Genomic DNA, 25,883 nt, shown 5'->3' on the forward strand with positions numbered 1-25,883 from the left:
ACACACATGAAATACTATATCATTGCTGGTGAAGCTTCAGGCGATTTGCATGGTTCTAACCTCATGAAGGCGTTGTTTAAACAAGACGAGGAAGCCAACATAAGATTTTGGGGAGGCGACCTTATGCAGCGTGTTGGTGGTGAATTAGTAATGCATTATAAGGACCGTCAATTTATGGGTTTTGCTGAAGTTATACTTAACCTCAGAAAAGTTTTAGGTCAAATAAAGTTCTGTAAATCTGATATCGAAAAATTTCAACCAGATGTAATAATTTTTATTGATAATTCTGGTTTCAACTTAAGAATTGCCAAATGGGCAAAAGCACACAATTATAAAACCCATTATTATATTTCACCTCAAGTTTGGGCATCTAGAGCAAGTAGAGTTGAAAAAATAAAACAAGATGTTGATGCTATGTACTGCATCCTTCCATTTGAAAAAGCATTTTATAAAAAATATGACTACGATATTAATTTTGTTGGTCATCCACTGATTGATGCTATTGCAAACAGACCCCAAGTTAATGACCAAGTTTTTAGAGAAGAACACAAGCTTAGCGACCAACCTATCATCGCCTTATTACCTGGAAGTAGAAAGCAAGAAATCACAAAAATGCTTGGCGTAATGCTCAGTTTAGTTGATGATTTTAAGGACTATCAGTTTGTTATTGCTGGAGCACCAAGTCAGGATTTTGACTTTTACAAAAGTTTTATAAAGAAGAAAAACATTAAATTTATATCTAATAAAACGTATGATTTACTGAGTATTTCAACGGCTGCATTAGTGACTTCTGGTACTGCCACGTTAGAAACAGCTTTGTTTAAAGTCCCACAAGTGGTTTGCTATAAAGCCAATGCCATTTCTTATCAGATAGCCAAACGAATTATTACTTTAAAATATATTTCGTTAGTGAATTTAATTATGGATCGTGAAGTGGTTACGGAACTCATCCAAGGAGATCTAAACAAAAAGCGACTTAAAAAAGAATTAACAGCCATTTTAGACACCAAAAAACGAGAACAACTCTTTTTGGAATATTATGAACTAGAGAAGAAATTAGGAGGTCGTGGAGCTAGTGAAAAAACCGCTAGTTTAATTTATAACGCGATTAAAAATTAATAAGTTTATTTAGAGGAATGCATATAATGGCAAATGCCAAAACACATAAAATAATTTGAGATTTAAAACTTATTTTTTTCTGTTTAACAAAAGTGCCATCGAAATTTAGCACATAATAATCTAAATTAATATCGACGTTATCTTCAGGTAAATAATTAGATTCTTCCTCTTGAGAATGTAATCTTTTTGACAGCAAATTAAAAAATACCATTACTGTTATTAAAGCTATGCCTGCAAAAATAAAATGCTCTACTTCAGAATAAAGTGTTATAATTTTCATGATTCTATAAATTTATAAAAATTCATCATCTTTTTTTATTAATTTCGACTTCAAAGTAACTACTCCTACTAAACACTTAAATGAAACGTTTACTTCCATTCTTATTTTTGACCTTATTTATAGTGAGCTGTAAATCTAAAAAAACAGCTTCTAGTAAAAATAGACAGACACATTCTGTAAAAGTAAATACGACTGCCAAACCTACGGCTGAAGCAGAATCCATTGTAAAATATGCAAAAACTTTTAGTGGCACACGTTACAAATATGGAGGTACCACTAAAAAAGGCATGGATTGTTCTGGCTTGATACATACGAGTTATAAAAAATATGATGTCAATTTACCTAGAACTACATCTACACTTAAAAGTACAGGTGATTGGATAGACTTAAAAGAAGTTAACGTTGGTGATTTGGTGTTTTTTGCAACTAAAAAGAACAGCCGAAACGTGAACCATGTTGGTATTGTAACCAGTGTGCGACCAGGCAATGTTGAGTTTCTCCATGCCTCTAGTAGTAGAGGTGTTATGATTTCTTCCTTGGCTGAAAAGTATTGGTATTTCTCTTTTGTGCAAGCAAGACGCGTCTTGTAATTTACATTTTCTTTATCTTAGTAACTCATAATCATGAAGTTACTAAATTTTACCATAATAAAACTAACCATTTGTTTGGTTCTTGGCATTCTTTTGGCGCATTACCTAAAGCTAGATTTTCATGTCGTTTTATGTCTCACTATTGCTCTGGTATTTGCTCTAGGAGTGTATTGGCTAATTTTAAGATCAAAAATTAATCGTGCACCCTATTTTGGCATTTTAGCTTGCTGCTGTATGATAGGTGTTGGTATGACGTCTTACAATATACAAGACGAAAAACTGCGACCTCACCATTATACACATCTCAATGCTAGCGAAAATTATAATTCCATCGTTTTTCAAATTGAAGAACGACTAAAACCAGACGCTTATAATGACAAATATATTGTTGCTATTACATCCTTTAACGATAAGGAAGCGATAGGTCGTTTATTAATTAATATTAAACGCGATAGTATTTCGAAGCCTATATATGTAGATGATATATTCTTTACGTCATCTGAATTAAAAGTGATTCAAAAACCACTAAATCCGCATCAGTTTGATTATGGTAAGTATCTAGAAATGCAACAGGTATATCATCAACTTTACCTCAATTCAACAAACATCTTACTACTTTCAGATTCAAAAAGAACCATTTACGGTTATGCTGATGCTTTAAGAACTAAAATTAACTTAAAACTTGTAGAAGCTGGTTTTACAGGCGATGCACTAAGTATAATGAATGCGCTTTTATTGGGCCAACGACAAACCATTGATAAAACCGTATATGATAATTATGTTAACTCTGGAACCATTCATATTTTGGCGGTTTCAGGCCTTCATGTTGGTATTATTTTAATAATTCTAAATGTCATATTTAAACCATTACTCCGTCTTAAATATGGTCATTTTATTAGACCAATCATTTTAGTCGCCTTATTATGGAGTTTTGCTGTTATAGCCGGATTACGTCCTTCTGTAACACGAGCCGTAACCATGTTTAGTGTTATTAGTATCGCAATGCATCTTAAACGAAGAACTAACATTTATAATACCTTAATTATTTCTGCATTCCTTATTTTGCTATTTAAACCTGCGTTTTTATTTGCTGTCGGATTTCAAATGAGTTATTTGGCCGTATTAGGTATTGTTACTATTCAACCTATTTTTTATAAACTTTGGAAACCCAAATATTGGATTATAGATAAACCTTGGCAAATCTTCACTGTGACTTTAGCAGCTCAAATTGGAGTTGTTCCCATTAGCCTATTTTATTTTCATCAATTTCCAGGATTGTTTTTTATTTCTAACCTTGTTGTCATTCCGTTTTTAGGACTCATACTAGGTTTGGGCATACTGGTTATTGTTTTGGCTTTACTAAATGTAATACCAAATTTCCTAGTTATAACTTATAGTTTTATCATTGATTGCTTAAATGGATTTATAGCTTGGGTGGCGCAATTTGAAAACTTTCTGTTCAGAGATATTCCTTTTACGATACTTCAGGTTGTGGCTACTTATGCAATTATAATGGCTTTAGTACAAGCTTATAAATTCCGAAACTTTAAATGGATTGCACTTAGTTTGATCGCGATTATTGGGCTTCAAGGAGTTTACTTTTACAACAAACATCAGACTCAAAATGACGCATTTATAATTTTTAATAAGAGTCGTTATTCTATCATTGGTAAAAAGCAAAATGAAAAATTAATGCTCTATCACAACTATGATTTTAAAAAACTAAAATCAGATTATACCATTACGAATTACAAGGTTGGTGAAGCAATAGACACGATTACTTTAGATAGTTTACAATCGGTTTACGCGTTTAAGAATAAGGTTATTTTAGAAATTGATAGTTTAGCCGTTTACAAGGAAGTTACGTTTCGGCCACATTATATTTTATTACGAAACTCACCAAGATTGAATCTCAATAGAGTTATAGACAGTTTAAAACCTGAACTTATTATTGCTGATGCAAGTAATTATAAATCGTACTTAAAACGCTGGAAGGAAACTTGTGAGCATAAAAAAATCCCTTTCCATCAAACTAATGAAAAGGGAGCTTTTATTATTAAATAATAAAGTTGAAGACATAAATCGGTTTCAACTTTAGTTTATCCTGAGCGCAGTCTAAGGCTCAACCCAACATCAACTTATTCTTTAAACGTAGGTTTAAATGATTTGTAGTATTCATTGAACTGCTTTTGGGAGGTCATTTCTTTATACTTATCACTTTGAAAAATCTTTAAATACAGTTCTAACTGCTGTGGTTTTAAATACCCTTGCACTGGAGAAATCACACCACCTTCTTCATCAAAAAATACCATTGTTGGATAAGCCCTAACTTGTAAGTATCTCGAAAATTCATGTGCGCTATTTCGTCTATTAGCTTTTGTAGCGTCGTAATTTGGATTCTTAAATGTATTGTCTTTGTATGTGACCTCTTCATTCCCTTCGGCATTAAACTTTACAGCATAATAATGTTCATTGACAAAAGCTGCAACATCTGCATTACCAAACGTATTTTTATCTAACATTTTACAAGGACCACACCAATTGGTATACACATCCATAAAAATCTTTTTAGGTTCTTTTTTCTGAAGCTCCAATGCTTCGTCCATAGTGACCCAGTTAATCTCTTGTGCGATTCCTACTATTGAAAAAGCAAAAACAGCAATTAATCCTAAAGTTATTTTTTTCATCATATTCGATTTGTAGCAAATAATGCTCCGAACTTACAAAAAATGCTCCTAAACAGGAGCATTTTAGATATATTTAACGGTTTACTTAGCGTACTCCGTGCATTAGTTTTTTAAGTAATGGGTTTAAAAAGAATATTACAAGTCCTGCAATTATAGGCACAATTGTAAAAATCAAAAAGAAAGTTGACAAGCTGTACTCCTTTGTAATGTTTTCTATCTGACCACCTAGTACTGCCGCTAACTTATTACCTATGGCAATGGCCAAATACCACATTCCAAACATTAAGGCAATCATTCTTCCAGGCACTAACTTACTTACATACGATAGCCCTACAGGAGATAAACAGAGTTCTCCAAGTGTATGGAATAGATAGGCTAAAATCAGCCAAATCATACTCACTTTTACTCCATCTACAATGCCAAATGCACCAAATGCTAGTAAGCCAAAACCAATTCCCATTACACTTAAACCCAGCGCATATTTAGTTGCGGCACTTGGATTGTATTTACTTTCCCACCATTTTGAAAAGAAAGATGCAAAAACGATAATAAAAAAGGAGTTTAAAATACTAAACCAAGATACTGTTATTTCAACTTCGTTTTCACGTACATTGGTAATTGTAGCTGCCACAACTCCATTATCTCTATTTAACTCTTTCCCTTTTTGTCTAGTGAGTTCTAAACGTGTATCATCTAAAACCCCAAATTCAGTACCGTCATTATTTTTAGGTGTTATGTTTAATTTATCACCCAAATTAAAAGTCAGTGGTTCTGCAATAGAAGTAGTTCTTGTTACTACTTGGTGGTCAGAATTAGCTGCAGTATTTTCAGAAACTGGAATATAAACGAACTGTAATTTACCGTCTTTATCCTTTTTCTGCTTACCGTCTTCATCTAAATCAGGTTGTTCAATAGCAGAGTATTCAACATCATAAGCAATAGTGTTATAATCTCTGTTAAGCATCCAACCAACAATTCCCCACATCAATAAAAAACAGAGAACCAATACAATGTTTGAACCTGCAATTTTACTGAATGTTTTTTTCCATAGGACATATAGCACATAAGAAATAATAATTAATGGAATTACCGTAAGTAAGGTGTTAACCACGTTGAAAATGGTAGCCGAATTACCACTTAGCATTCGATCTACATTGTCTCTTGCAAATATCACTAAAGATGATGCACCTTGCTCAAATGACATCCAAAAGAATACCGTAAAAAAAGCAAATATGATAAACGCAATCATTCTATCCCTCACCACAGCAGTATATCGTAGAATTCGTCCAATTACTAAAATTAAAAACAACAATAGCGCAAAAAGTACAGCCGTATATTGTCCTTCAAAATCACCAATTTGCAAAAATGAAAACATATCTATGCCTCCAATTTTTGACATTGGATCGTTAATAGCATACCCAAGACCAATAATAGAGGAAATAATAATTAAAACTTTATCGAAAGTTGTAAATGGATTTGGTCGTTCTTCTTTTTCTTCCGTAGAATCTTCAACTTCTACACTTTCTTCGTTAATATTTTGAGGTAACTCTACGTCATGAACTTTAGATGGTTTAGCTCCAATTTTCCCAAACAAAGGACCTGCTAACCAAAACTGAATAGTTCCTAATAACATGAAGATTCCCGCAAGCCCAAAACCATAAGCCCAACCTACTTTTTCAGCTAAGTAACCACAAAGCATCATTCCGAAAAATGCTCCTGCGTTCACTCCCATATAATAGATGGTATAAGCACCATCTTTTTTCTCTGGGTTTTTTTTATACATATCTGAAATAATAGAAGTCATAGTTGGTTTAAAGAAACCTGTACCTACAACTAATAAGAACAAACCAAAGTACAATGAAAACTCTGTTTCAATAGCCATAGAAGCATGACCTGCGGTCATAATTAACGACCCAATAATAACAGCCCATCGATATCCTGTATATTTATCTGCAAGCCAACCACCAATAATCGGAGTTATATAAAGTAGCATGGCATAAGTCCCAAAAAGTGCACCTGCATTTTCAACAGTCCATTCCCAACCTGGATTATAGCCAATGGCTGCCATGGTCAAGAAATTTACCAATAATACACGCATTCCGTAAAAGGAAAAACGTTCCCACATTTCTGTAAAAAACAATACAAAAAGTCCAGCAGGATGTCCAAGAACTTTATCTTTAAACAGGTTTTCGATGTCTGTATTCATATATAATAGTTTAGTTAGTAAGCCAAAACTCTTATACTAAATATTGTACAAGAGTTTGGCTTTTAATAAATAGTAGTTATTCGTTTAGGTCTGGATTAGCAAGTTCAAATGGTTCTTGTTCCAATATTTCATGCTCATTATCTTCTGCTCCATGAGTTAATTTCTTCAATTTTTTCAAGAACAATAAAAGTAATAAACCGAAAGCTACTGTAAATATAGTTAACCACATGAACGTTGCATATTCTTGCTCACTTTGTTCTTCTTCTAAAACAAAAGACACTCCATAGTCATTTCCATCTCCTTTATTTTCAGTAATCTGAGCTTTATCTTTATCCTTTTCGAATACTAATTTTGCATGATATGGGTTTGAAGCAGAAACGTTGTTTTCGGTCAAATCCTCTAATAACTGCTTTGAATTTGAGTCTTCACCTTGAGACATTTTAAATAATGCATTCAAATCCTTACCAGTTTCAAAATCTTTAAATACGACTTGTCCATTCTCTGGGTAAACTGTAGATTTAATGCTGAAATTTTTATCTTCATTAATAGGATACTCTGTTATTTCGACAACTTCCTTATTTTCATTTTTAACTTTGAAGGTTTCTTTAGATATAAATGGTATAATTTCTTGTTTACTCACTACCATTTCACCTGTAAAAGACTCCAATTGTGATGCTTCACCTATACTTCCTGCTAATTTGTTTCCAAAACCTGTTGCTGCAAAATAAACACCCATCATAATAGACGCATATTTCAAAGGTGCCAATTTTGTAATGAAAGATAATGAAACTGGCGATGTACACAGCTCACCTATCGTATGGAACAAATAAGCCAAGAAAATCCAAACCATAGCTGCTTTACCAAAAGTTTCTGCACTAGCTTCTTGCGATGCAAACATCATAAACACATAACCTAGTCCCATAATTATGGTACCAATGGCCATTTTGAATAAAGAAGATGATTCCTTTCCTTTTTTCTTCCACCAAATCCAGAAACCACCTATCACGGTTCCAAAAATTATGATATAACCTGCATTTAAAGATTGAAAAACTGCCGCAGGTATTTCTTCTAACCAGCTCAATCCGATAAATCTATCGACTTTAGCATCTGTGTAAAGATTCATTAGGCCACCTGCTTGTTCAAAAGCTCCCCAGAACACCACAACGATTAAGAATGAAATTAATAAAACAACCACTCTATCCTTTTCAATTTTACTTAAAGGACGTTTTGAAGCTAATCGTTCAGCTTCTGTTGCCTGACTTCCTCCTGTGAATTCACCAACTCCTTTTAAGTATTTTTGGCCCCAAATAAATACAGCCTGACCAACTAACATACCAATACCAGCTAAACCAAATCCATAATGCCAACCATAATAATAGGCTACTAAACCTACCGTAATACTTGCCAAAAATGCACCTATGTTAATTCCGATATAAAATATAGTAAAACCACTATCACGTCTAATATCTCCTTCTTTATAGAGACCTCCAACCATCGTTGAGATGTTAGGTTTAAGTCCACCAACTCCTAAAATAATTAAAATAAGACCCGTAAAAAACGCCCAACTTTGAGGGATTGCTAATACTCCATGGCCAGCACAAAGCAACAACCCACCAAGCATTACAGTTTTCTTTTGGCCTAAAAACTTATCGGCAATCCAACCTCCTGGGATTGAAGCTACATAAACTAGCATCGTATACCAACCATATAACCAAATAGCATCTTTATTAGACCAACCCAACCCTGGGTCAATTGCAGTAGCTGATGCTGCCATATAAAGCACAAGAATTCCTCGCATTCCGTAATAAGAAAATCGCTCCCACATTTCTGTAAAAAACAAAATAAAAAGTCCTACTGGATGCCCAAAAAGTTCCTTTCGTTTAATTGGCTGAGTTGTTGTTGACATAATTTTATAGTTTAGTTAGTTGAATTGTTAATATAAAGATTTCTAATTTTCAGATGCTTTTAATTTATCACCCAATGTTTTATGGATAAAATTTGTCATCTTTTTATATAAGTGCAGTCTCGTGTTGCCACCATAAATACCGTGGTTTTTATCTGGATAAATCATCCATTCAAATTGCTTATCGGCTTGTATTAAAGCTTCAACCATTAACATGGTGTTTTGCACATGCACATTATCATCACCTGTTCCATGAATTAATAAATAATCACCTTTAAGTTTATCAACGTGATTGATCGGCGAATTTTCATCATAACCACTTGGATTTTCTTGAGGTGTGGTCATGTAACGCTCTGTATAAATTGTATCATAGAATCTCCAACTTGTAACAGGTGCTACTGCAATCGCCATTTTAAAGACATCGTTTCCTTTAAGAAGTGCATTACTACTCATAAAACCACCATAACTCCAACCCCAAATTCCTATTCGCGATTCGTCAATGTGGTCTAATTTTCCTAGTTGCTTTGCGGCTTCAATCTGGTCTTCAACTTCGTATTTACCAAGTTCGTTTTGAGTTACTTTTTTAAAGTCAGATCCTTTATAACCAGTTCCTCGTCCATCAATACAAACAACGATATAACCTTCTTGTGCTAACATTTGATACCAATAATCGTTAGTGATATTCCAACGATTTGCCACTTGCTGCGATCCTGGACCAGAATATTGATACATAAATAATGGATATGTTTTGTTCGCATCAAAATCCTTAGGCTTTATCGTCCACATGTTTAAGTCATTGCCATTTACTGTTATAGTGCTGAATTCTTTTTCAGACATCACATAATCTTCCAACTTTGTAGTTAGTGCATTATTATCTTTAATCTGCTTTACTATTTTACCAGATTTAGAATCGTATAATGTATATTCTTGTGGAGTTGTTGCGCTTGAAAATGTATTTATGAAATACGTAAAATCAGCACTGAATGAAGCACTATTTGTTCCATTCTTCTGAGTCAGACGTTTTTTGTTTTTGCCATTTAGCTGAATTGAATAGACATCTCTATTTATAGAACCATTCTCTGTAGATTGGTAATAAATGGTGTTGGCTTTCTCATTAAAACCATAGTAGTTGGTGACTTCCCAATTTCCTTTGGTTACTTGATTAATTAAATTCCCTTCTTTTGAATAATGATAAATATGGTTAAAACCATCTTTTTCACTCGTCCATATAAAACTATTATCTTTTAAAAATGTAAGATTAAAAGTTACATCTATATACGCTTTATCTATCTCAGCTAGTACATTAATCATTGTCTTTTCTTTAGTATCAAAAAGTATAAGATCTAACTCATTTTGATGACGGTTCATAAATTGAACGCTTAAAATATTAGGGTCATTTGTCCACTGTAATCTAGGAATATAAAAATCACCTGGTTTACCTTCGCTTAATTCTATGGTGCTTTTGTCATCTACATTATACAATTGCAAAGACACTTTAGAATTTGCTTCACCTGCTTTTGGGTATTTGAACACGTGCTGCGTTTGATACAATTCTGAACCATACACATCCATTGAAAATTCTGGCACTTCAGACTCATCAAACTTAATATAGGCAATTTGGTTGCTATCTGCATTCCAATCAAAAGCTCTTACAAAAGCAAACTCTTCTTCGTAAACCCAGTCTGTAATACCGTTGATTATTTTATTTTTTTCACCATCTGTTGTGATTTGATCAACCTTTCCTGATGTTAAGTTTTTTACATATAAATTATTTTCAAATCCATACGCTACTTTAGTACCATCTGGTGATAATGTTGGTTCTTGCACCAAATCATCAGATACTTTGGTTACTGTTTTTGATGCGATATCATAAATATAATACTCACCTAAAGTCGAACGTCTAAATACAGGTTCCGATTTTGTAGTTAAGATTAGTTTAGATTCATCGGCACTAAATGAATAATCATAGAAACCTCTAATCTCAGAAATATCCGCGGAAGAGACTAAGGTCTTCACTTTTTTTAATGTCTTATAATCGTAAATATCTATGGTTGAAGTTCGGCTTTGCCTATCAAAATTTAACACCGAATACTGGTTCCCATTCGCCATGGAATGTAAGGCTTGCATACCTTCTGTTCTAAATTCACCACTCCAGATTTCTTGAAGTGTAAGTTGTTTTTCCTGACAAAAAACTAAGGAAGTCATTAAAAAGGCGAATACAGCCGCAACGTGTCTCAAGCTCATAAATTTTATGTTTCAACAAAGCAATGCCAAGTTTACTAAAAATTATGCAAAAAATCACTATTATTAACACTAAATAGGCATTTACAACCGATTATACCAACATTTTATTCCAATCCTAGTATCTTTGTTTTTACTAAAAAGTTTTTGGTCGGCAATAGACGAATTTTACAAAATAAATTATTTTTGATGTGATTTATTTTTATTTCTCTGAGGTGAAGCCTTAGCATCAGACGATTAAAAAATAAAGAGAAATATCGCGAATAGAAACTGTTTTTTATTTTGTTGTATTTCCGACCAAAAACAAAAAATCAATACTACGATGCCAAATACGATTTCTGGCTTTTCTAAGCTATCTAAATCCGAAAAGATTGAGTGGCTTTTAGACACCTATTTTACCAACAAAGACAACGCAAGACAACTTATTCAAAACTATTGGAATACTGATAAAAAACTTCAAAAGTTACACGATGAGTTTATTGAAAATACCATAACAAATTATTATTTACCATTAGGTGTTGCACCAAATTTTCGAATTAACGATACGTTTTATACTATTCCAATGGCCATTGAGGAAAGTTCAGTCATTGCAGCGGCGAGTAAAGCGGCTAAGTTTTGGTTAGAACGTGGTGGTTTTAAAGCTGAAGTCATATCGACTGAAAAAATCGGGCAAGTTCATTTTACTTATGATGGAGATAACGAGGATTTAAAGCTTTATATAGATACTGTGATTAAGCAAAAGTTCTTTGAGGACACTCAATCAATCACGAAAAGCATGCAAAATCGCGGTGGTGGCATTTTAAATATTGAATTAAAAGACAAAACAAAAGAGCTTGAAAACTATTATCAATTGCATGCTACGTTTGAAACGCTCGATGCAATGGGAGCCAACTTCATAAACTCGTGTTTAGAACAATTTGCACAAACTCTGAAAAGTGAAGCTGAAAAATCGTTAGAAGGAAACCTAGATATAATTATGAGTATTCTTTCTAACTACGTACCACAATGTTTGGTGCGAGCTGAAGTCTCATGTAAAGTTGAAGATTTAAAAAGTAAAGACATTCCGAATCCGGAAGACTTTGCACAAAAATTTAAACAAGCCGTTACCATTGCAGAAATAGAACCTTACAGAGCGGTAACACATAACAAAGGCATAATGAATGGTATTGACGCTGTTGTTTTGGCGACAGGAAATGATTTTAGAGCCGTTGAAGCTGGTGTACATGCTTATGCCGCAAAAGATGGTAGCTACACTAGTTTAACACATTGTTCGGTGGATGATGGTATCTTTAAATTTTGGATTGAAATCCCATTAGCCTTAGGAACTGTTGGTGGTTTAACCAACTTACATCCTTTAGTAAAGTTATCCTTAGAAATGTTACAAAAACCAACAGCAAAAGACTTAATGAAAATTGTTGCTGTTGCCGGATTAGCGCAAAATTTTGGAGCTGTAAAATCCTTAACAACAACAGGAATTCAAGAAGGACACATGAAAATGCACTTAATGAACATCTTGAATCAGTTTGAAGCTACAGATAAAGAAAAAGTAACACTTGTTGAACATTTTAAAACGAATGTGGTAACGCATAGTGCTGTTGTGGAAGCTTTAAAAAACATACGTGAGTAGATAAATTGTAAAAACAAAATTCGAAAGCACACTCGGATGAATAGTATCGCGCAACGACCCAGAGACGCAAAGCCATAATAACTCAACACCTTAATTTCGATCATTTTTGAACGACAAAGCAACAACATACCGAAGCAACGGAAAACTATTACTAACGGCAGAATATGCTGTCTTAGATGGTGCGAAAGCTTTGGCTATTCCCACAAAATATGGACAGAGTTTGGTTATTAAGTCTAATGATTTTAATGTTATTAATTGGAAGAGCTATAATGAGCTGAATGAGGTTTGGTTTGAGTGCACAATTTCTTATGAAGACACATCTACTGCGCTCAATGAAACAGCAAACCCTCAAAAAAAGATTAAAGGCCAAGACGTAAAAGAACGCTTAATCCAAATTTTAAATGTGGCCAAAAACTTGAATCCTGAATTCTTAAAGTCTAATCAAGGATTTGATATTACAACACATCAAGATTTTAATCGGCTTTGGGGTTTGGGCACTTCTTCGACTTTAATAAATAATATTGCAGAGTGGGCACATGTTGATGCCTATCAATTACTCGAAAAAACATTTGGTGGAAGCGGCTATGATATTGCTTGTGCTAAAAATAATTACGCCATATCATTTCAACTTCAAAAGCATCAAAAAAATCCAAATGTAAAACCTGTAACGTTTCAACCTGAATTTAAACACCAACTGTATTTTGTTTATCTCAATGAGAAACAAAACAGTCGTGATGGGATTTCAGCTTATAAAGCGCTTGGAAACATAAATTCTAATAGTATTGATGACATCAATTCTATTACTGAAGCAATGCTTGTTTGTAAGTCGCTTATAGAATTTCAAAATTTGATTGAAGCCCATGAAAACATTATCTCCAATCTCATTCAACAAGCCCCTATTCAATCACGATTATTCTCAGATTTTAATGGTGCCATAAAAAGTTTAGGTGCTTGGGGAGGCGATTTTATTTTAGTGGCAAGTGAAGAAAATCCTTCAACGTATTTTAATAGCAAGGGTTTTGAGACTGTTCTACCTTATGAGGATATGGTTTTAATATAAAGACTAAACTTTGACTTTATCTACCTTTAAATCCCTACATGGTTTTTGAAACCTTACAGGATAAAAAAATGGCTTCACATTTCTGTAAAGCCATTTCAAAATAATTTTAATGCTTGTTGGTTAGTACACCGTTTTAGCTCTATTATCTTCTATTTCTGCAGATTCTTCTAAAGCTGAATACACTTTAGTCTGTACAGCATTTCTACGTTCAGCATTTAATCTATTCACAATAGCTCCGTAGTTATCTAACTTAGTAGCCTCGTTTACTTTAGTAACATTTACAACGTAAACACCTTTTTCGCCATCAATTGGCTTAGACGTTTCACCTTCTGCTAAACCAAATGCTGCTCCTACAACTTTAGGTTCAACACCTGCACCAGATAAGGTCGTGTTTTTAATGGTAACAGCTGCTGCTGTTCTAGCGTTCTGACCTTGATTCTTAGCGATTTCTGCAACCGTAGTTCCTGTAATTTTTTCACGAATTAACTTCGCTTTCTTTTCTTTTCTAATTTCTGGTAAAGCTGTGATTGATGCGTCTTCAGTACTCATTAACCCTTCTTCTCTAACCTCAACAACTTTAGCAACTATAAATCCGAAATTAGATATGGCAAAGTTCTTGTAATCGCCTGCTTCTGTATCTTCATCAAAACTCCATCTTACAACTTCTCTCTGACTTCCAAGACCTGGAATATTTTCGTCTAAAGCATTAAATGTAATTGGCTTTACAGTTAAATTACGCTCTTTTGCAATTTCATTAAAATCACCATCTTTTATAGCAATTTCAAACTTAGACATTACATTAAATACATCTTGAAGTGTTTTATCAGATGGTTCAAGTTTATTAGCAACTGTCGCAACTTTTACTGCTTTATTAAAACTCTTTTGTTCTAATATTTCAATAATATGGTATCCGAAAGACGTACGTACAACATCAATATCACCTTCGTTATTATCAAAAGCATAGGCTTTAAATTCTGGTGCCATTCCTGCTAAATAGTCAAATTCAATTTCACCATCTTGCTCATTACTTACTTTATCAGAAGATAATTCTAATAAATCCATAAATTTAGTACCACCTTGAATTTTTGCAAAAATACTATCTGCAGTTGCCTTTGCTTGTTCTGGAGTTTTTGTTACAGACGCATCTGCTCTTTGTCCACCTACAAAAGGCACTAGTATATGACGCACTTTTACTGAGTCTGGTAATTGTTTTGTTGCAACAACTTTAGATAATTTATAGTATTCACCATCTTTATAAGGTCCGTAATAACTACCAACACCTAATTTCATTAAAGTATCTTTAGCTACAGCTGGTAATTGTCCAGCTCTTAAGAAAGCATCGTTGTATTTTATAGCAGAATATGTATTTACAAACTCTTCAATATCTGTAGCAGAATCAAATCCAGGAATTGTATCTGTATTCTTACTATTGTCGTTATATTCTGTTCTATCTGACTTTAATGCTAACAGCTCTGCTTTTATTTCATCTTCATCTGCTTTAGAAGGCTCTTCCTTAAATTCTACATATACAACTTCTCTAGTAGCATCCGTTTTATAGGTATCCTCATGGTCTTTCATATAAGCAGTTATTTCACTTTTAGAAACCGCAACTAGACTATCTGCAATAGTTGTGTATGGTACTTGAACGTAACTTATATCTACCGTTTTAGAATCTCCTAAATAATCTTCTTCTGCTTCAGCAATAGTTGTTCCTATACCTGCTTTAACGAGGTTGTAATAGGTTTGCTGAATTGCGTTTGCTGCAATAGTTTGTTCGTTGTTTGTCCAGCTTTCATAGTTAACAAGGAAGTTTCCTAATGGAGCAGTTTCTCCGTTTAAATCTTTTAAATTCGCTATAAATGCATTTAAACGATTAACATCAAAGTTTCCGTTTGCATCTTGAAATTCTGGATATGACGAAAAACTAGTCTTCAACAAATCTCTCATTTCATCTTTTTCAACAGACAATCCTAATTCATCAATTTCTGATTGTAATACGATTTTACGAACCTCTTGATTGTAAATCGCATTCATAGATTGTGTAGACGTTTGTGCTCCACCTGCTCTATCTTGGTAATTTTTTACCTTTTGCTGAAACTCTAGTCTGTTGATATCTGTACCATTAATGGTCGCTATTACATCTTGAGATCCTCCTGTTAGAGCATCAGAATTTTTGAATAAATCTCCAATTACGAATGAAAATAATGCTAATGCAATTACTAATATTAATACCAGTGAGCGTTGTCTAATTTTATTTAAAACTGCCATAGTCTTTTTGTAATATCTTTAATTTGGTGTAAATAAGTCTGCGAAAATAGTATTTTATTGTAAATAATAAAAGGAGAAGTGTAGTTTTTATAAGTGATAGAAGCTTTATTCAAAATTTATGTGAAAGGCGCATAAAATTCTTCTCTTTAATGTGCAGAAATATGGACCAAATGTTACGTTTTGATGCCCTAAAAAATTGCTAATCTACATCAAGCACCTTTACTAAAACCTCATCAATTTTTGTAGAAGACACTTCTGTAATTGTAAATTTGAAATTTTCGATGTGTACATCGTCGTTTTCTTGAGGAATTCCTTCTGTAGCATGCACTATTAATCCACCTAAGGTTTCATAATTTTCGCTCTTAGGAAGATTTAACTTATAAGTTTCGTTAATATAATCCACTTCTAAACGTGCTGAAAACTTATAGGTATTGTCATTAATTTGCTCCTCTATCATCTCAATGATATCGTGTTCATCTTCAATTTCACCAAATAATTCTTCAACAATATCTTCAACCGTCATAATTCCAGAAGTTCCACCATATTCGTCAATTACAACAGCCATACTTCGACGCTTTTTAGTCAAAATACTCAACACATCTTTAATAAGTATTGTTTCTGGCACGAAAGCCACACGAATTATAATGGACTTAATCGTTTCTGGTTTTTTAAACAATTCAAAAGAATGTACATAACCCAAAATATCATCGATACTATCTTTGTAAACAATGATTTTAGTTCGACCTGTTTCTATAAAAAGCTGTCTTAAATTTTCGATAGAATCTGAAATCTCTACACCAGTTATCTCAGTTCGTGGTACCATAACCTCACGTGCTTTCACTTCTGAAAACTCTAAAGCATTTTGAAAAATTTGAATCTCACTGTCTACATCATCATGATTTTCAACGGATTCCATTTGTTCCGTAATGTAATTACCTAATTCTACTTTGGTCATTGCTAAAACGACATCTTCACCATCAGCTCTAAAAATGTATTTTAAAACGGCATCTGAAATCCAAATAATAAAATCTGAAACCCACGAAAACAACACATAGAATATATAGGTTGGAAATGCTAACACCTTTAATAAAGTGTTGGCATAAATTTGAAAGAATACTTTAGGTAAAAATTCTGCAGTAATTAAAATAACCAAGGTTGAAATTACCGTCTGTGTTAACAGTTGCAAATCTAAAAACAAATAGGTTAAAGCCGTACTGTCTGAAGGTAACATGGTTTGAAACCAACGCACCAAAACCTCACCCATTTTAAAACCATAGATCACCAATGCAATATTGTTTCCAATAAGCATTGTGGCAATATATTTTGATGGTTTTGCGGTAAGCTTTCCTAAAATCTTTCCTAAAAAATCTCCTTGTTTCTTCTCTAATTCGATATGAATTTTATTCGAAGAGACATAAGCGATTTCCATACCAGAGAAAAAAGCTGAAAGTATAAGTGTACTTATAATAATGACTATGTCAGCCGTCATAAATTACTTATTATTTCGGTCTTCAAGTTTATTATTAAATCGTTTTTTAAAGAAAAACATAAAAATTGCTAATGCAGCAAGCCCTAAAGATATGTAAGCAACGACTTGTTCATCTATCCATGTCATCACAACATCGTACAAGAATAAAGCTGCAAAAACAAGGTAAGCGTATTGAAAGATCCTCGTTAATTTCATATGTGTAATTTTTTTCAACTATGACATGCCGTTTACTATGTAATCACTCAGCTGAGCAATATAATCTTAACAGGCTTGTCTTATATGTTATGTAAAATATATTTTGGTAAAGATAGTTAATTATCAATTTGGAAATCACCTCCCATTTCTAACATCTGAAAGTTTTTAAATTCTTTATCCGAATCTAATAAAACACCATGTAAAGGTCCAATAGAACGCTTAAACAAAAAGGATTCATTTGTAAACAACCATTCTAGTTTTTGATTGTAATACAATTGCTCGGTAAATAACGTATCGTTTTCGGATGTAATAATTCTAACATCGTCTCGTAAATCAATAATATCAGTTTCTTTATAAACAATAGCGTAGTTAGACGTTATCGTCGTCTTATTATTGTTTTCGTCATATATTTTAAGCTCTATACCTATCGGAAACTCATTAAAGGGAAAATTCCGATTAGAATAATCTAACATTTTTGGACTTAACAGATTGGCAACTAACCTCACTGTATCTTCTTTTAACTCGGTATATTTTAAGTCTATATGTTCAGCTTCACCAATAGGTTGATTCTGCAACACACCCACTTTTTGAACCTCGTTAAAGTCATTGTTACATGAAAAAAACAAAGTCACAACAATTGCTGTGACTAGGTTTTTAATGATATGTGAATTTTTTGTTTTCAATTAACCTTTAGGTACAGTTACAGAACGTCCTATCCAGCAACCAATTTTAATTACTTCTCCTGCACAAGTACAGTTAAATATTTCTGTTTTGTTAGGCGCTTTAGCTCTATAACTAGCGGCTGTTTGCGCTGCTGTCTTTTTTAAACGACCATCAACTCTACCTGCCTTTTCTGCCTCAATTGCAGCTAACCAAAATACTGCTCTTTTGTTAAAGTTAGTGTCTCCACAACTGTTTGCACTAGCCGCATACATATTTGCAATTGCTAAATGTGGTGAACCATCTGCAGGATTAAGTTTTAAAGCTTCCATATAATATTGTCTTGCTTTTCCGTAGCTTCTTTTAGACTTAAGCTCATTAGCTAAACCTTTATATAACTTCGCCTTTTTTAAAGGGTCTGTTGACAACTCTATTGTTTGGTCTATGTATTTTTGCTCACCTGTAAGTATGTAAAGGTAATATGCAGTATCTGCACTTGGCTCGATAGTATTCTTTTGTTGAACTAACTTTAAGAATAACGGATCTTCTTTACACTCTTTAGCATACATTCTATTCATTGCACGCTGTAACCACTCGCTATTTGTTTTGTTTTCTTCAAAATCTCTTTCATAAAGAGGAACTAAAACGTCACAGTTAGCTCTATCACCAAGCTTTTTGTCCATACTTCCTAAAATCTGATTTTCAAAAGCCTCTATATTAGACTCATAACTTGACTTATAACGTCCTTCCGTTTTAGTAAGTGTTCCTCCAGCTTCTTCTTTTTCAGCATATTTAATCAATTCCGTAGTCATTGAAGCAATTCGCTTTTCAATAATTTCGTTTACATCATCATACTTATTAAACATTTTTTGAGCATCATCTGAAGTTTGCGCACCTGCATCATATAAATCTACTGCTAAAGAAAAGTAAGTATAAAGACCAACTGCACTTTTAAAATTTTTAGGATCTTTTTTATAGGCTTCATCAAACATGTTATAAATCTCTTGGTCAGATTTATTTAGCACTTTTCTATATTTGTATGCTAAATTAGCTTTATCAACTAATACTTCACCAAGCGAATATCTAGATTCAAAATGCTCTCTACTCTGATCGTGCAACAACATTAAGTCTTCGATATGTGCTACTTGCTCTGCACCAGTAGACGTTTCTATCTTATGCTTTAAGATTTTCTCACCATGAACATAAATAGCTCTATTGAATTTAGGACACTTTTCTCTTACAATTTTCCACGGGCCATAAGCGTCATCATATTTTTTACTCTTTACATAACTATCAAACATTGATAGGTTGTTCATACAAAGTTCTTGATTGTCCTCTTGAGCAAATCCTAAGTTAACACTCATAAGGAGTGCAAAAAATAAAATAGTAATTCTCGTCTTCATCTTTAATTAATAATTAATATTTGTTAGTTATACTTTCTTTGTTCAAACCATCTAGAGTTCAATGATAAACTCACATTAAAGCTTATAAAATTCTCTTGAATTAAGTTTTTATTAGTTGTTCCTCGTTTTCCGAATTCTAAGCCTAAATTGGCATTAGAGAATAAGTTTCGGTTTCCAACTGGTAAACCTAGTCCAAAAGACATGCCAAACTCTTTTATTGACTCATCTTTTATAACTAAACCTGTATTTGAAAAATTAAATCCTGCTCTATAAACCGCTCTTTTAAAGTATCCTGAGAAAGCATTATAATCTGGAATATAAAAACCACCAACCGCTATTTTTGAAGAATTTTCATAGTTAGAAGGCAAGTTTGGAAATACCGGATTAGAAAAATCACTTGCAGTCTGATAGGTATATTCTGTACCAACAAACCAAGATTTTGGATCACCAACACCTACTCCTAAGGATAACGTTGACGGCAAGGTTAATTTTGTGTTTTTAAGATTTTGAGCCTCAAGATCTACATCAATAGTATTTGATGTCGATGATGTTTCGAGAGTAGTCGCATCTAAAGTAACTGTAGAAAACGACCTAACGTTATCTGAATTAAGTTTGCTTCCTGGAGCAAATGTGGCTGTAGTTGACAACTCTAGCTTATCAGTAATCATGGTTTTGTAGCTTAGACCAAAGTTTAAATTTAAACCACTCAAATCAGACCTATTAAATTCAACCGTTTGGTATTGCACTACTTGACCATTAGAATACTCTACTTCTAGTGCATTATTTTGAATGTTTCCGAAGTTATAATTAATATCCATACCAACGCTCAGTTTTTCTGTAATCTGATAGCCAACACCAGCAAACACTCTATTTAAACCTCCTTCACCGTTGAAACGATTTTCTAAGACATTGTCGTCATTAATAAGATCGAGCTTATAACCTACTGATGTAAAAGGCAGTAAACCAAAGCCAACTCCAAATTTTCCCATTGGCACAGATACAGCCAAATAATCGAAAATAGCATTATTAGTTTTTGCATCTCCAGAGTTACTTTTTAATGTTGTATTGGTCATTGTACCGGCAACCGTAAACTTTACAGGTCTACTTTCTCCATTAAAATAAGGCCCTTTTAATGGGTTTCCTGCGTAAGATGCTGGATTTTTTAAATTAAAATGTATACTATCTAAGTACACACCAATTCCTCCCATACTCTGGTTCTCTACAGTACCTTTAAACTTAAGACTTCCAATACCATAAAAAGAATATGGAGAACTAGTACCTTGTTGTGCAAAAGCTGCAGAACCTATAATTGTAATACATATTACAATGAATCGTTTTATCATTATTTTGAATTATATTCTAGAATGAAATTCAAACCGTCCAAAAGAAAATTTGATTTCGCAAATATGGTATTTTTTAATTGGTTTGACAAAAAATTGCTATCTCCACCTGTTAAAATAACTGTTAAATCTGAATAATCTTCTCGATATTGGTCAATTACTCCATCTATTTCCTTAATTGCACCATAAACTACACCCGAATGAATAGAGGCCTCCGTAGAGTCTCCAACAATATTATTAGGCTGTTTTGTCTCTAATAACGGAAGATTTGCGGTTAAATTATTCAATGTTATATATCGCAATCGTATTCCAGGCGAAATAGCACCTCCCAAATAGTGATTCTCATGAGTCACAAAATCGTAAGTTATACAGGTACCAGCATCTATAATTAAGACATTATTATTAGGAAACTGGTTTACTGACGCACAAACCAAAGCTATACGATCTACACCTAATGTTTTTGGTGTTTGATAATCATTTTTAAACGGGAAGTTTACGTTTGAACTTAATTCAATAACAATTAAATCATTTTTTATTAATTCTACGTGCTCATCAGATAAGTGACCAACCGAAGAAATAATTGCTTTTTCCAACTTTGGAAAGCTTTTTTTCAAAGTTTTATATTGAATTTTAAACTCGTTTAGCTTAAAACTCAATTTATAAATTAAATCTGCCTTATTAAAAACAGCAAACTTAACATACGTATTTCCCACATCTACAATAAGATTCATAAGTAAATTATAAGTTACAAATTTATAAAATCAAATTTTAGCAAATTCTTTTTGTGAATAATAAAAATGCTTCTATATTTGCACCCGCTTAATTAAGCAACTGGTGCCTTAGCTCAGTTGGTAGAGCAAAGGACTGAAAATCCTTGTGTCCCTGGTTCGATTCCTGGAGGCACCACCTTAAAACCCTCGTTAACTCTATGTTTTCGAGGGTTTTTTAATTTACAGCTTTTTATTTACGGCGTTAATTAACGCTAGTTCACTAGCATTCACAGCATATTCTAACATCATGTGTAATTACACATCCTTCAACGAATTTACTTTTTTTCACATCAACGTTTAGGAAAAATATAGAAGATTATAATCAATTTTAATTATTTTGAAGTTGATAGAAAAGGGAAATCCCTGTAAAAAATATAATTACAGGGATTTCGACTCGCTACAAATCAATTGTTATAAAGCTTCAAAACGCACATTATCTATTGCAAAATTTAATAATACATCTGCTCCTTCAAATGCCATCCCAAATTCTGCGTCCACGAGACTAAAATCTGGAACTCCTAATACGGAACACGGTATAGATACGGTGGTCCAGCCTTCAGAATCAAAGGCTTCACCTGTATCATTCCATGGTGCCCAATCATAAAAGGCATCGACACCATCTGAATCATTAAATCTAACTCTAAACATGCCTGCCGTTAGTGGTTCTATGGTATTAATATCAAATTTTAATACATAACCAGATAAATTTGACCCAACCGTAGATGCTCCATGAAAAGTACTGGCATCATTTCTCCAGAATAAATCTTGCCATCCTTCACCTCCTGTTTGGAAGTTTGCTCTACCATAAGCACTACCATCTAAACTTAGTGAAACATCGTTTTCCGCCACAGCATTTCCCCACCATGGCCCATTCGCATCCCAATCAAAGAACACTAATGAAGTATCATCTATAGGATCTGGCCCTCCACATCCTGGTGTATCAAATCGTACATTATCTATTGCAAAGTTTAAGAGCACATCTGCTCCTTCGAATGCCATTCCGAACTCCGCATCAACTAAACTAAAATCTGGAACTCCTAAAACAGATAACGGAATTTCAACAGTTTCCCATCCATCAGTCGTAAAAGGTTCTCCGGTATCATTCCAAGGTGCCCAATCGTAAAACGCATCTACTCCATCTGCATCATTGAATCTAATTCTAAAAGCACCATCAGTTAATGGTTCAATGACATTTATATCGAATTTTAATGAGAAATTACTCAAGTTACTACCCACAGCTGAAGCACCATTAAACGTTCCCGCATCATTTCTCCAAAATAAATCTTGCCAACCTACACCTCCAGTTTGGAAATTTGCTCTACCATATGAACTACCATCAATACTTAAGGCTGCCGTATTTTCTGCGGTAACATTTCCCCACCAAGACCCATTGGCATCCCAATCGAAGAATACCATTGAAGGATCTCCTACAGGACATAATCCTCCAGCGCCTGTTTCAATTCCAAGAGCACTTAATAATCCTTCTGGGATTAAAACGCGGTTAATTTCATGAATAACTCCGTTATTGGCACCTATATTTCCTGTGGTAATAGTAGATGGTATGGCGTCACCAAAAGAAGGTAATAATCGCGCATCGTCTCCTGATAAGTCTGCAGTAATATCGTCACCATATAGTGTTGATATCGCACCTCCATATGTTAACTGGCTAGCCATTAAACTTCCTGTATGAAGGTGATAATTTATTAAATCGGTTAATACAGCTAATTCTTCAGGTGTATCAAAATCATCTAAAGTTTCAAAATTATTTATAGCTGCAAAAAGCCCAATAAATGCGTCGTTGTTTGGCACAAAAGCAGTTAACTCATCCGTTGATAAGCTATTTGTTAAACTCACCTTTTCTACAGCGTCTAAAAATGTTGTAAATCCTCTATCATTACATCTTTCAACAATGTTAAGGGTTGCACTTAAAATACTTTGAAAAACGTCTTCTGGTAATAATACTTTATCTACACCATGCACAACACCATTAATCCCCTGAATATCCGTTAAAACAATATTTGCATTATTATAAGACGTATCATCTATAACAGTTCCACTAATAGCAAATGAATCGCCTTGCATTGACGTCTGTGTTGAGCCATCAGCATCTGCAGCAAGTGTATTTGCACCTGTTACCACATGATACTGTAAGATTTGTTGTAAAACCTCCTCCGGAACATCAGATAAGCTTGTCCAACCAAACGCTCCATTTACCTGAGCCATTAACGCTTCAAATGCAGCATTGTTTGGTGCAAACAACGTATAAGGATAATTTTCGTTTGCTGTGTTTGATATAGATAACATTTCCCCTAATCCAGCTAACTCAATTGCACTGGCAAAACTAGAATAATCCGGATTTGCGACAACATGGTCTAATACAGTTGGAGGCGTTAAAACAGCATCTACGGTATGAAGAATGCCATTTGTTGCTCCTATATCAAAAGAATTATCGACCAATGAAGCCATACCATTAAATACTATTTCATCTTCCGTATTTGTATAAAAACTAATATTATTCCCATCTGGACCAGTTGCCAAGGTCTTTAAATAACCTGTTTCCATGGCTCCTGTAAAATCAGCAGTAACCGTACTTAATACATGGTTTAATAAAACATTTTCTAATGCCTCTCCTGTTAATGAGCTTATGTCTGAATTACCAAATGCCGAATTATTTGGCGCAAAAACCGTATAGGTTGTTGTACTGCTTAACGTAGAGTCTAAGCGCACATCTGCCAAAGCATCAGAAAGTAAAGATAAATTAGGACTCTCCGATATAATTTCGGTTATGTTTTTTGGGCTGCTTGATGATTGAAACATATCATCATCATCCTTACACGAAAAAAAGCATGTAAAGCCAAAAAGCAAAGTGATATATAAAATTTTAGATACTTTCATTATAAATATTTTAGATAATTAGTTTAAAATTTCTTCTGGTCGACTTCTATTATAGGAAACCAAAATCATCTATATAGAAAATGTATTGTGCTAATCCTGTATTCGAAGATTCTTGAAAATCCATTCTAAATATTGTATCTGGCGCACCACCATTAGGGTAAAAATCTGACAACGGAATAACCACTTTATTCCATTCTCCAGGTATTAGATCTATAGGTTGTACTGTTTGGGCTCCATCAAAATCATTTAAAGCAATTTGTACTTTATCTCCCGCTGAACCTGTTCCATAAACAGAAACCGTTAAGGCATCATATTCATCAAAAGGAATATTTGGTGCTAAGAACGTAAGGCCAGACCATGCTTCTCTGACACTTTTTATTGAAAATTCACCTAATGCAACTTCGGTAGAAGCCAAATCATGAGTTCCACCCCATTCACTGGTTGACCAATCAGCATGTAAAGCATCAATAAAAATAGAATAACTAAATCCATAAGAATCCGATTGTGCCACAGCACCTCTACTCGTCGCTAAATAAATAAACGCTTGTTCTACTCCTGATGGTACTTCTACAACAACTTCTGTTTGAGAAATAGATAAAATTGTTGCAGGTGCCTCTACTAGATTACCGTTTTCTTCAGATCCTGAAACGAAAGTAACCGAAGCTGTATCTGTAAAATCACCTCCTTGAAGAGTAACTGTTTTTACTCCATCTACCGTTTCTTCAGTAAATCCATCAATTGATAGTAGAGAAAAATCATACTCGGTTGCACCTTTCAAATTTTCTAATCGTAGAATATTTTCTTGATCGATATATGGCGCATCTTCTGGCACTTCCACAAACGCTATATTATCCGTTAAAAGTGCCGGATTAAAGCCTGCAGGAAAACCATTAAAGTCAATTGATATTAATGACGCTAAATTCTCACCTCTTATAATGTACGTTCCTTCCAATACTCCCTGTGTTACAGGCACATCTTCCCTCGCCTCACTTACACTATGAATAACCGGCGGTGCTGTTGCTTCTGGAATTGAATCCTTGTGGAATTCATTTTCGCAAGACGTTAACTGAATTAAGGCTAACAGCATTAAAAAGAAAGCAGATATGTTGTTCAATGTGACACTATTTTTTTTCATAATCTTCTTTTTTAT

Annotated in this window: 19 protein-coding genes and 1 tRNA gene; 6 read left to right on the forward strand and 14 right to left on the reverse strand. The window is 33.7% G+C overall.

Annotated features, from left to right (window positions below; genetic code table 11):
- The first annotated feature begins 6 nt into the window (after positions 1 to 6).
- Positions 7 to 1,119 carry a lipid-A-disaccharide synthase gene (gene lpxB, locus ITJ86_RS01510; protein ID WP_195869833.1) on the forward strand — a complete coding sequence of 371 codons (1,113 nt, stop codon included), beginning with the start codon at positions 7 to 9 and terminating at the stop codon, positions 1,117 to 1,119.
- On the opposite strand, the gene ITJ86_RS01515 is transcribed toward lpxB, so the two are convergent.
- A complete protein-coding gene (locus ITJ86_RS01515; protein WP_195869834.1) occupies positions 1,109 to 1,399 on the reverse strand; it encodes a hypothetical protein in 291 nt (96 codons plus the stop codon). The genes lpxB and ITJ86_RS01515 overlap by 11 nt on opposite strands.
- Before the next feature lie 80 nt (positions 1,400 to 1,479).
- Here ITJ86_RS01515 and ITJ86_RS01520 point away from each other — a divergent pair, with 80 nt between their 5' ends.
- Complete coding sequence (locus tag ITJ86_RS01520) at positions 1,480 to 1,989, forward strand: C40 family peptidase (protein ID WP_195869835.1); 510 nt, start codon at positions 1,480 to 1,482, stop codon at positions 1,987 to 1,989.
- Positions 1,990 to 2,022: 33 nt separating this feature from the next.
- On the forward strand, positions 2,023 to 4,053 hold the full coding sequence (locus tag ITJ86_RS01525; protein WP_195869836.1) for a ComEC/Rec2 family competence protein: 2,031 nt from the start codon (positions 2,023 to 2,025) through the stop codon (positions 4,051 to 4,053).
- 74 nt (positions 4,054 to 4,127) lie between these two features.
- On the opposite strand, the gene ITJ86_RS01530 is transcribed toward ITJ86_RS01525, so the two are convergent.
- The 4 genes from ITJ86_RS01530 to ITJ86_RS01545 form a co-directional block, all read right to left on the reverse strand.
- Complete coding sequence (locus ITJ86_RS01530) at positions 4,128 to 4,676, reverse strand: thioredoxin family protein (RefSeq protein WP_195869837.1); 549 nt, start codon at positions 4,674 to 4,676, stop codon at positions 4,128 to 4,130.
- A gap of 85 nt (positions 4,677 to 4,761) precedes the next feature.
- Positions 4,762 to 6,882 (reverse strand): peptide MFS transporter, encoded by a 2,121-nt coding sequence (locus tag ITJ86_RS01535; RefSeq protein WP_195869838.1) that lies wholly within the window; start codon positions 6,880 to 6,882, stop codon positions 4,762 to 4,764.
- Positions 6,883 to 6,958: 76 nt separating this feature from the next.
- A complete protein-coding gene (locus ITJ86_RS01540; protein ID WP_195869839.1) occupies positions 6,959 to 8,788 on the reverse strand; it encodes a peptide MFS transporter in 1,830 nt (609 codons plus the stop codon).
- Positions 8,789 to 8,830: 42 nt separating this feature from the next.
- Positions 8,831 to 11,029, reverse strand: coding sequence for a S9 family peptidase (locus ITJ86_RS01545; RefSeq protein ID WP_195869840.1), 2,199 nt, complete (start codon positions 11,027 to 11,029; stop codon positions 8,831 to 8,833).
- A 307-nt stretch (positions 11,030 to 11,336) separates the two neighbouring features.
- Here ITJ86_RS01545 and ITJ86_RS01550 point away from each other — a divergent pair, with 307 nt between their 5' ends.
- Positions 11,337 to 12,653 (forward strand): hydroxymethylglutaryl-CoA reductase, degradative, encoded by a 1,317-nt coding sequence (locus ITJ86_RS01550; protein ID WP_317190613.1) that lies wholly within the window; start codon positions 11,337 to 11,339, stop codon positions 12,651 to 12,653.
- Between the two features lie 106 nt (positions 12,654 to 12,759).
- The gene (locus ITJ86_RS01555; RefSeq protein ID WP_195869842.1) at positions 12,760 to 13,713 is read left to right on the forward strand and encodes a GYDIA family GHMP kinase; all 954 of its coding nucleotides are present in this window, start codon (positions 12,760 to 12,762) and stop codon (positions 13,711 to 13,713) included.
- Between the two features lie 120 nt (positions 13,714 to 13,833).
- On the opposite strand, the gene ITJ86_RS01560 is transcribed toward ITJ86_RS01555, so the two are convergent.
- From ITJ86_RS01560 to ITJ86_RS01590, 7 genes are all read right to left on the reverse strand, one after another.
- The gene (locus ITJ86_RS01560) at positions 13,834 to 15,981 is read right to left on the reverse strand and encodes a peptidylprolyl isomerase (RefSeq protein ID WP_195869843.1); all 2,148 of its coding nucleotides are present in this window, start codon (positions 15,979 to 15,981) and stop codon (positions 13,834 to 13,836) included.
- A gap of 199 nt (positions 15,982 to 16,180) precedes the next feature.
- Complete coding sequence (locus ITJ86_RS01565) at positions 16,181 to 17,470, reverse strand: hemolysin family protein (RefSeq protein WP_195869844.1); 1,290 nt, start codon at positions 17,468 to 17,470, stop codon at positions 16,181 to 16,183.
- 3 nt (positions 17,471 to 17,473) lie between these two features.
- Positions 17,474 to 17,665, reverse strand: a complete 192-nt coding sequence (locus ITJ86_RS01570) for a hypothetical protein (RefSeq protein ID WP_195869845.1) — start codon at positions 17,663 to 17,665, stop codon at positions 17,474 to 17,476.
- Between the two features lie 116 nt (positions 17,666 to 17,781).
- Positions 17,782 to 18,348, reverse strand: a complete 567-nt coding sequence (gene lptC, locus ITJ86_RS01575; RefSeq protein WP_195869846.1) for an LPS export ABC transporter periplasmic protein LptC — start codon at positions 18,346 to 18,348, stop codon at positions 17,782 to 17,784.
- Positions 18,349 to 19,728 (reverse strand): tetratricopeptide repeat protein, encoded by a 1,380-nt coding sequence (locus ITJ86_RS01580; RefSeq protein WP_195869847.1) that lies wholly within the window; start codon positions 19,726 to 19,728, stop codon positions 18,349 to 18,351.
- Positions 19,729 to 19,751: 23 nt separating this feature from the next.
- Positions 19,752 to 21,071, reverse strand: a complete 1,320-nt coding sequence (locus ITJ86_RS01585; RefSeq protein ID WP_195869848.1) for a hypothetical protein — start codon at positions 21,069 to 21,071, stop codon at positions 19,752 to 19,754.
- Positions 21,071 to 21,799, reverse strand: coding sequence for a type III pantothenate kinase (locus ITJ86_RS01590; RefSeq protein ID WP_195869849.1), 729 nt, complete (start codon positions 21,797 to 21,799; stop codon positions 21,071 to 21,073). The genes ITJ86_RS01585 and ITJ86_RS01590 overlap by 1 nt, the downstream gene beginning before the upstream one ends.
- 102 nt (positions 21,800 to 21,901) lie before the next feature.
- On the opposite strand from ITJ86_RS01590, the gene ITJ86_RS01595 reads away from it, so the two are divergent.
- A tRNA-Phe gene (locus tag ITJ86_RS01595) sits at positions 21,902 to 21,974 on the forward strand.
- Positions 21,975 to 22,249: 275 nt separating this feature from the next.
- Here ITJ86_RS01595 and ITJ86_RS01600 read toward each other — a convergent pair.
- Together ITJ86_RS01600 and ITJ86_RS01605 are read right to left on the reverse strand one after the other, a co-directional pair.
- Positions 22,250 to 24,733, reverse strand: coding sequence for a glycan-binding surface protein (locus ITJ86_RS01600; protein ID WP_195869850.1), 2,484 nt, complete (start codon positions 24,731 to 24,733; stop codon positions 22,250 to 22,252).
- A 49-nt stretch (positions 24,734 to 24,782) separates the two neighbouring features.
- Positions 24,783 to 25,868 carry a hypothetical protein gene (locus tag ITJ86_RS01605; protein ID WP_195869851.1) on the reverse strand — a complete coding sequence of 362 codons (1,086 nt, stop codon included), beginning with the start codon at positions 25,866 to 25,868 and terminating at the stop codon, positions 24,783 to 24,785.
- Positions 25,869 to 25,883: the final 15 nt, after the last annotated feature.

Origin of the sequence: Winogradskyella marina (assembly GCF_015645385.1) — a bacterium.
Classification (GTDB): Bacteria; Bacteroidota; Bacteroidia; order Flavobacteriales; family Flavobacteriaceae; genus Winogradskyella; species Winogradskyella marina.

Coding starts and splice junctions, on each gene's coding strand:
- ITJ86_RS01605 (WP_195869851.1), bottom strand. CDS start 25,868: ATGAAAAAAAATAGTGTCACATTGAACAACATATCTGCTTTCTTTTTA.
- ITJ86_RS01520 (WP_195869835.1), top strand. CDS start 1,480: ATGAAACGTTTACTTCCATTCTTATTTTTGACCTTATTTATAGTGAGC.
- ITJ86_RS01515 (WP_195869834.1), bottom strand. CDS start 1,399: ATGAAAATTATAACACTTTATTCTGAAGTAGAGCATTTTATTTTTGCA.
- ITJ86_RS01525 (WP_195869836.1), top strand. CDS start 2,023: ATGAAGTTACTAAATTTTACCATAATAAAACTAACCATTTGTTTGGTT.
- ITJ86_RS01600 (WP_195869850.1), bottom strand. CDS start 24,733: ATGAAAGTATCTAAAATTTTATATATCACTTTGCTTTTTGGCTTTACA.
- ITJ86_RS01570 (WP_195869845.1), bottom strand. CDS start 17,665: ATGAAATTAACGAGGATCTTTCAATACGCTTACCTTGTTTTTGCAGCT.
- lpxB (WP_195869833.1), top strand. CDS start 7: ATGAAATACTATATCATTGCTGGTGAAGCTTCAGGCGATTTGCATGGT.
- ITJ86_RS01560 (WP_195869843.1), bottom strand. CDS start 15,981: ATGGCAGTTTTAAATAAAATTAGACAACGCTCACTGGTATTAATATTA.
- ITJ86_RS01565 (WP_195869844.1), bottom strand. CDS start 17,470: ATGACGGCTGACATAGTCATTATTATAAGTACACTTATACTTTCAGCT.
- ITJ86_RS01545 (WP_195869840.1), bottom strand. CDS start 11,029: ATGAGCTTGAGACACGTTGCGGCTGTATTCGCCTTTTTAATGACTTCC.
- ITJ86_RS01580 (WP_195869847.1), bottom strand. CDS start 19,728: ATGAAGACGAGAATTACTATTTTATTTTTTGCACTCCTTATGAGTGTT.
- ITJ86_RS01585 (WP_195869848.1), bottom strand. CDS start 21,071: ATGATAAAACGATTCATTGTAATATGTATTACAATTATAGGTTCTGCA.
- ITJ86_RS01540 (WP_195869839.1), bottom strand. CDS start 8,788: ATGTCAACAACAACTCAGCCAATTAAACGAAAGGAACTTTTTGGGCAT.
- ITJ86_RS01590 (WP_195869849.1), bottom strand. CDS start 21,799: ATGAATCTTATTGTAGATGTGGGAAATACGTATGTTAAGTTTGCTGTT.
- ITJ86_RS01535 (WP_195869838.1), bottom strand. CDS start 6,882: ATGAATACAGACATCGAAAACCTGTTTAAAGATAAAGTTCTTGGACAT.
- ITJ86_RS01530 (WP_195869837.1), bottom strand. CDS start 4,676: ATGAAAAAAATAACTTTAGGATTAATTGCTGTTTTTGCTTTTTCAATA.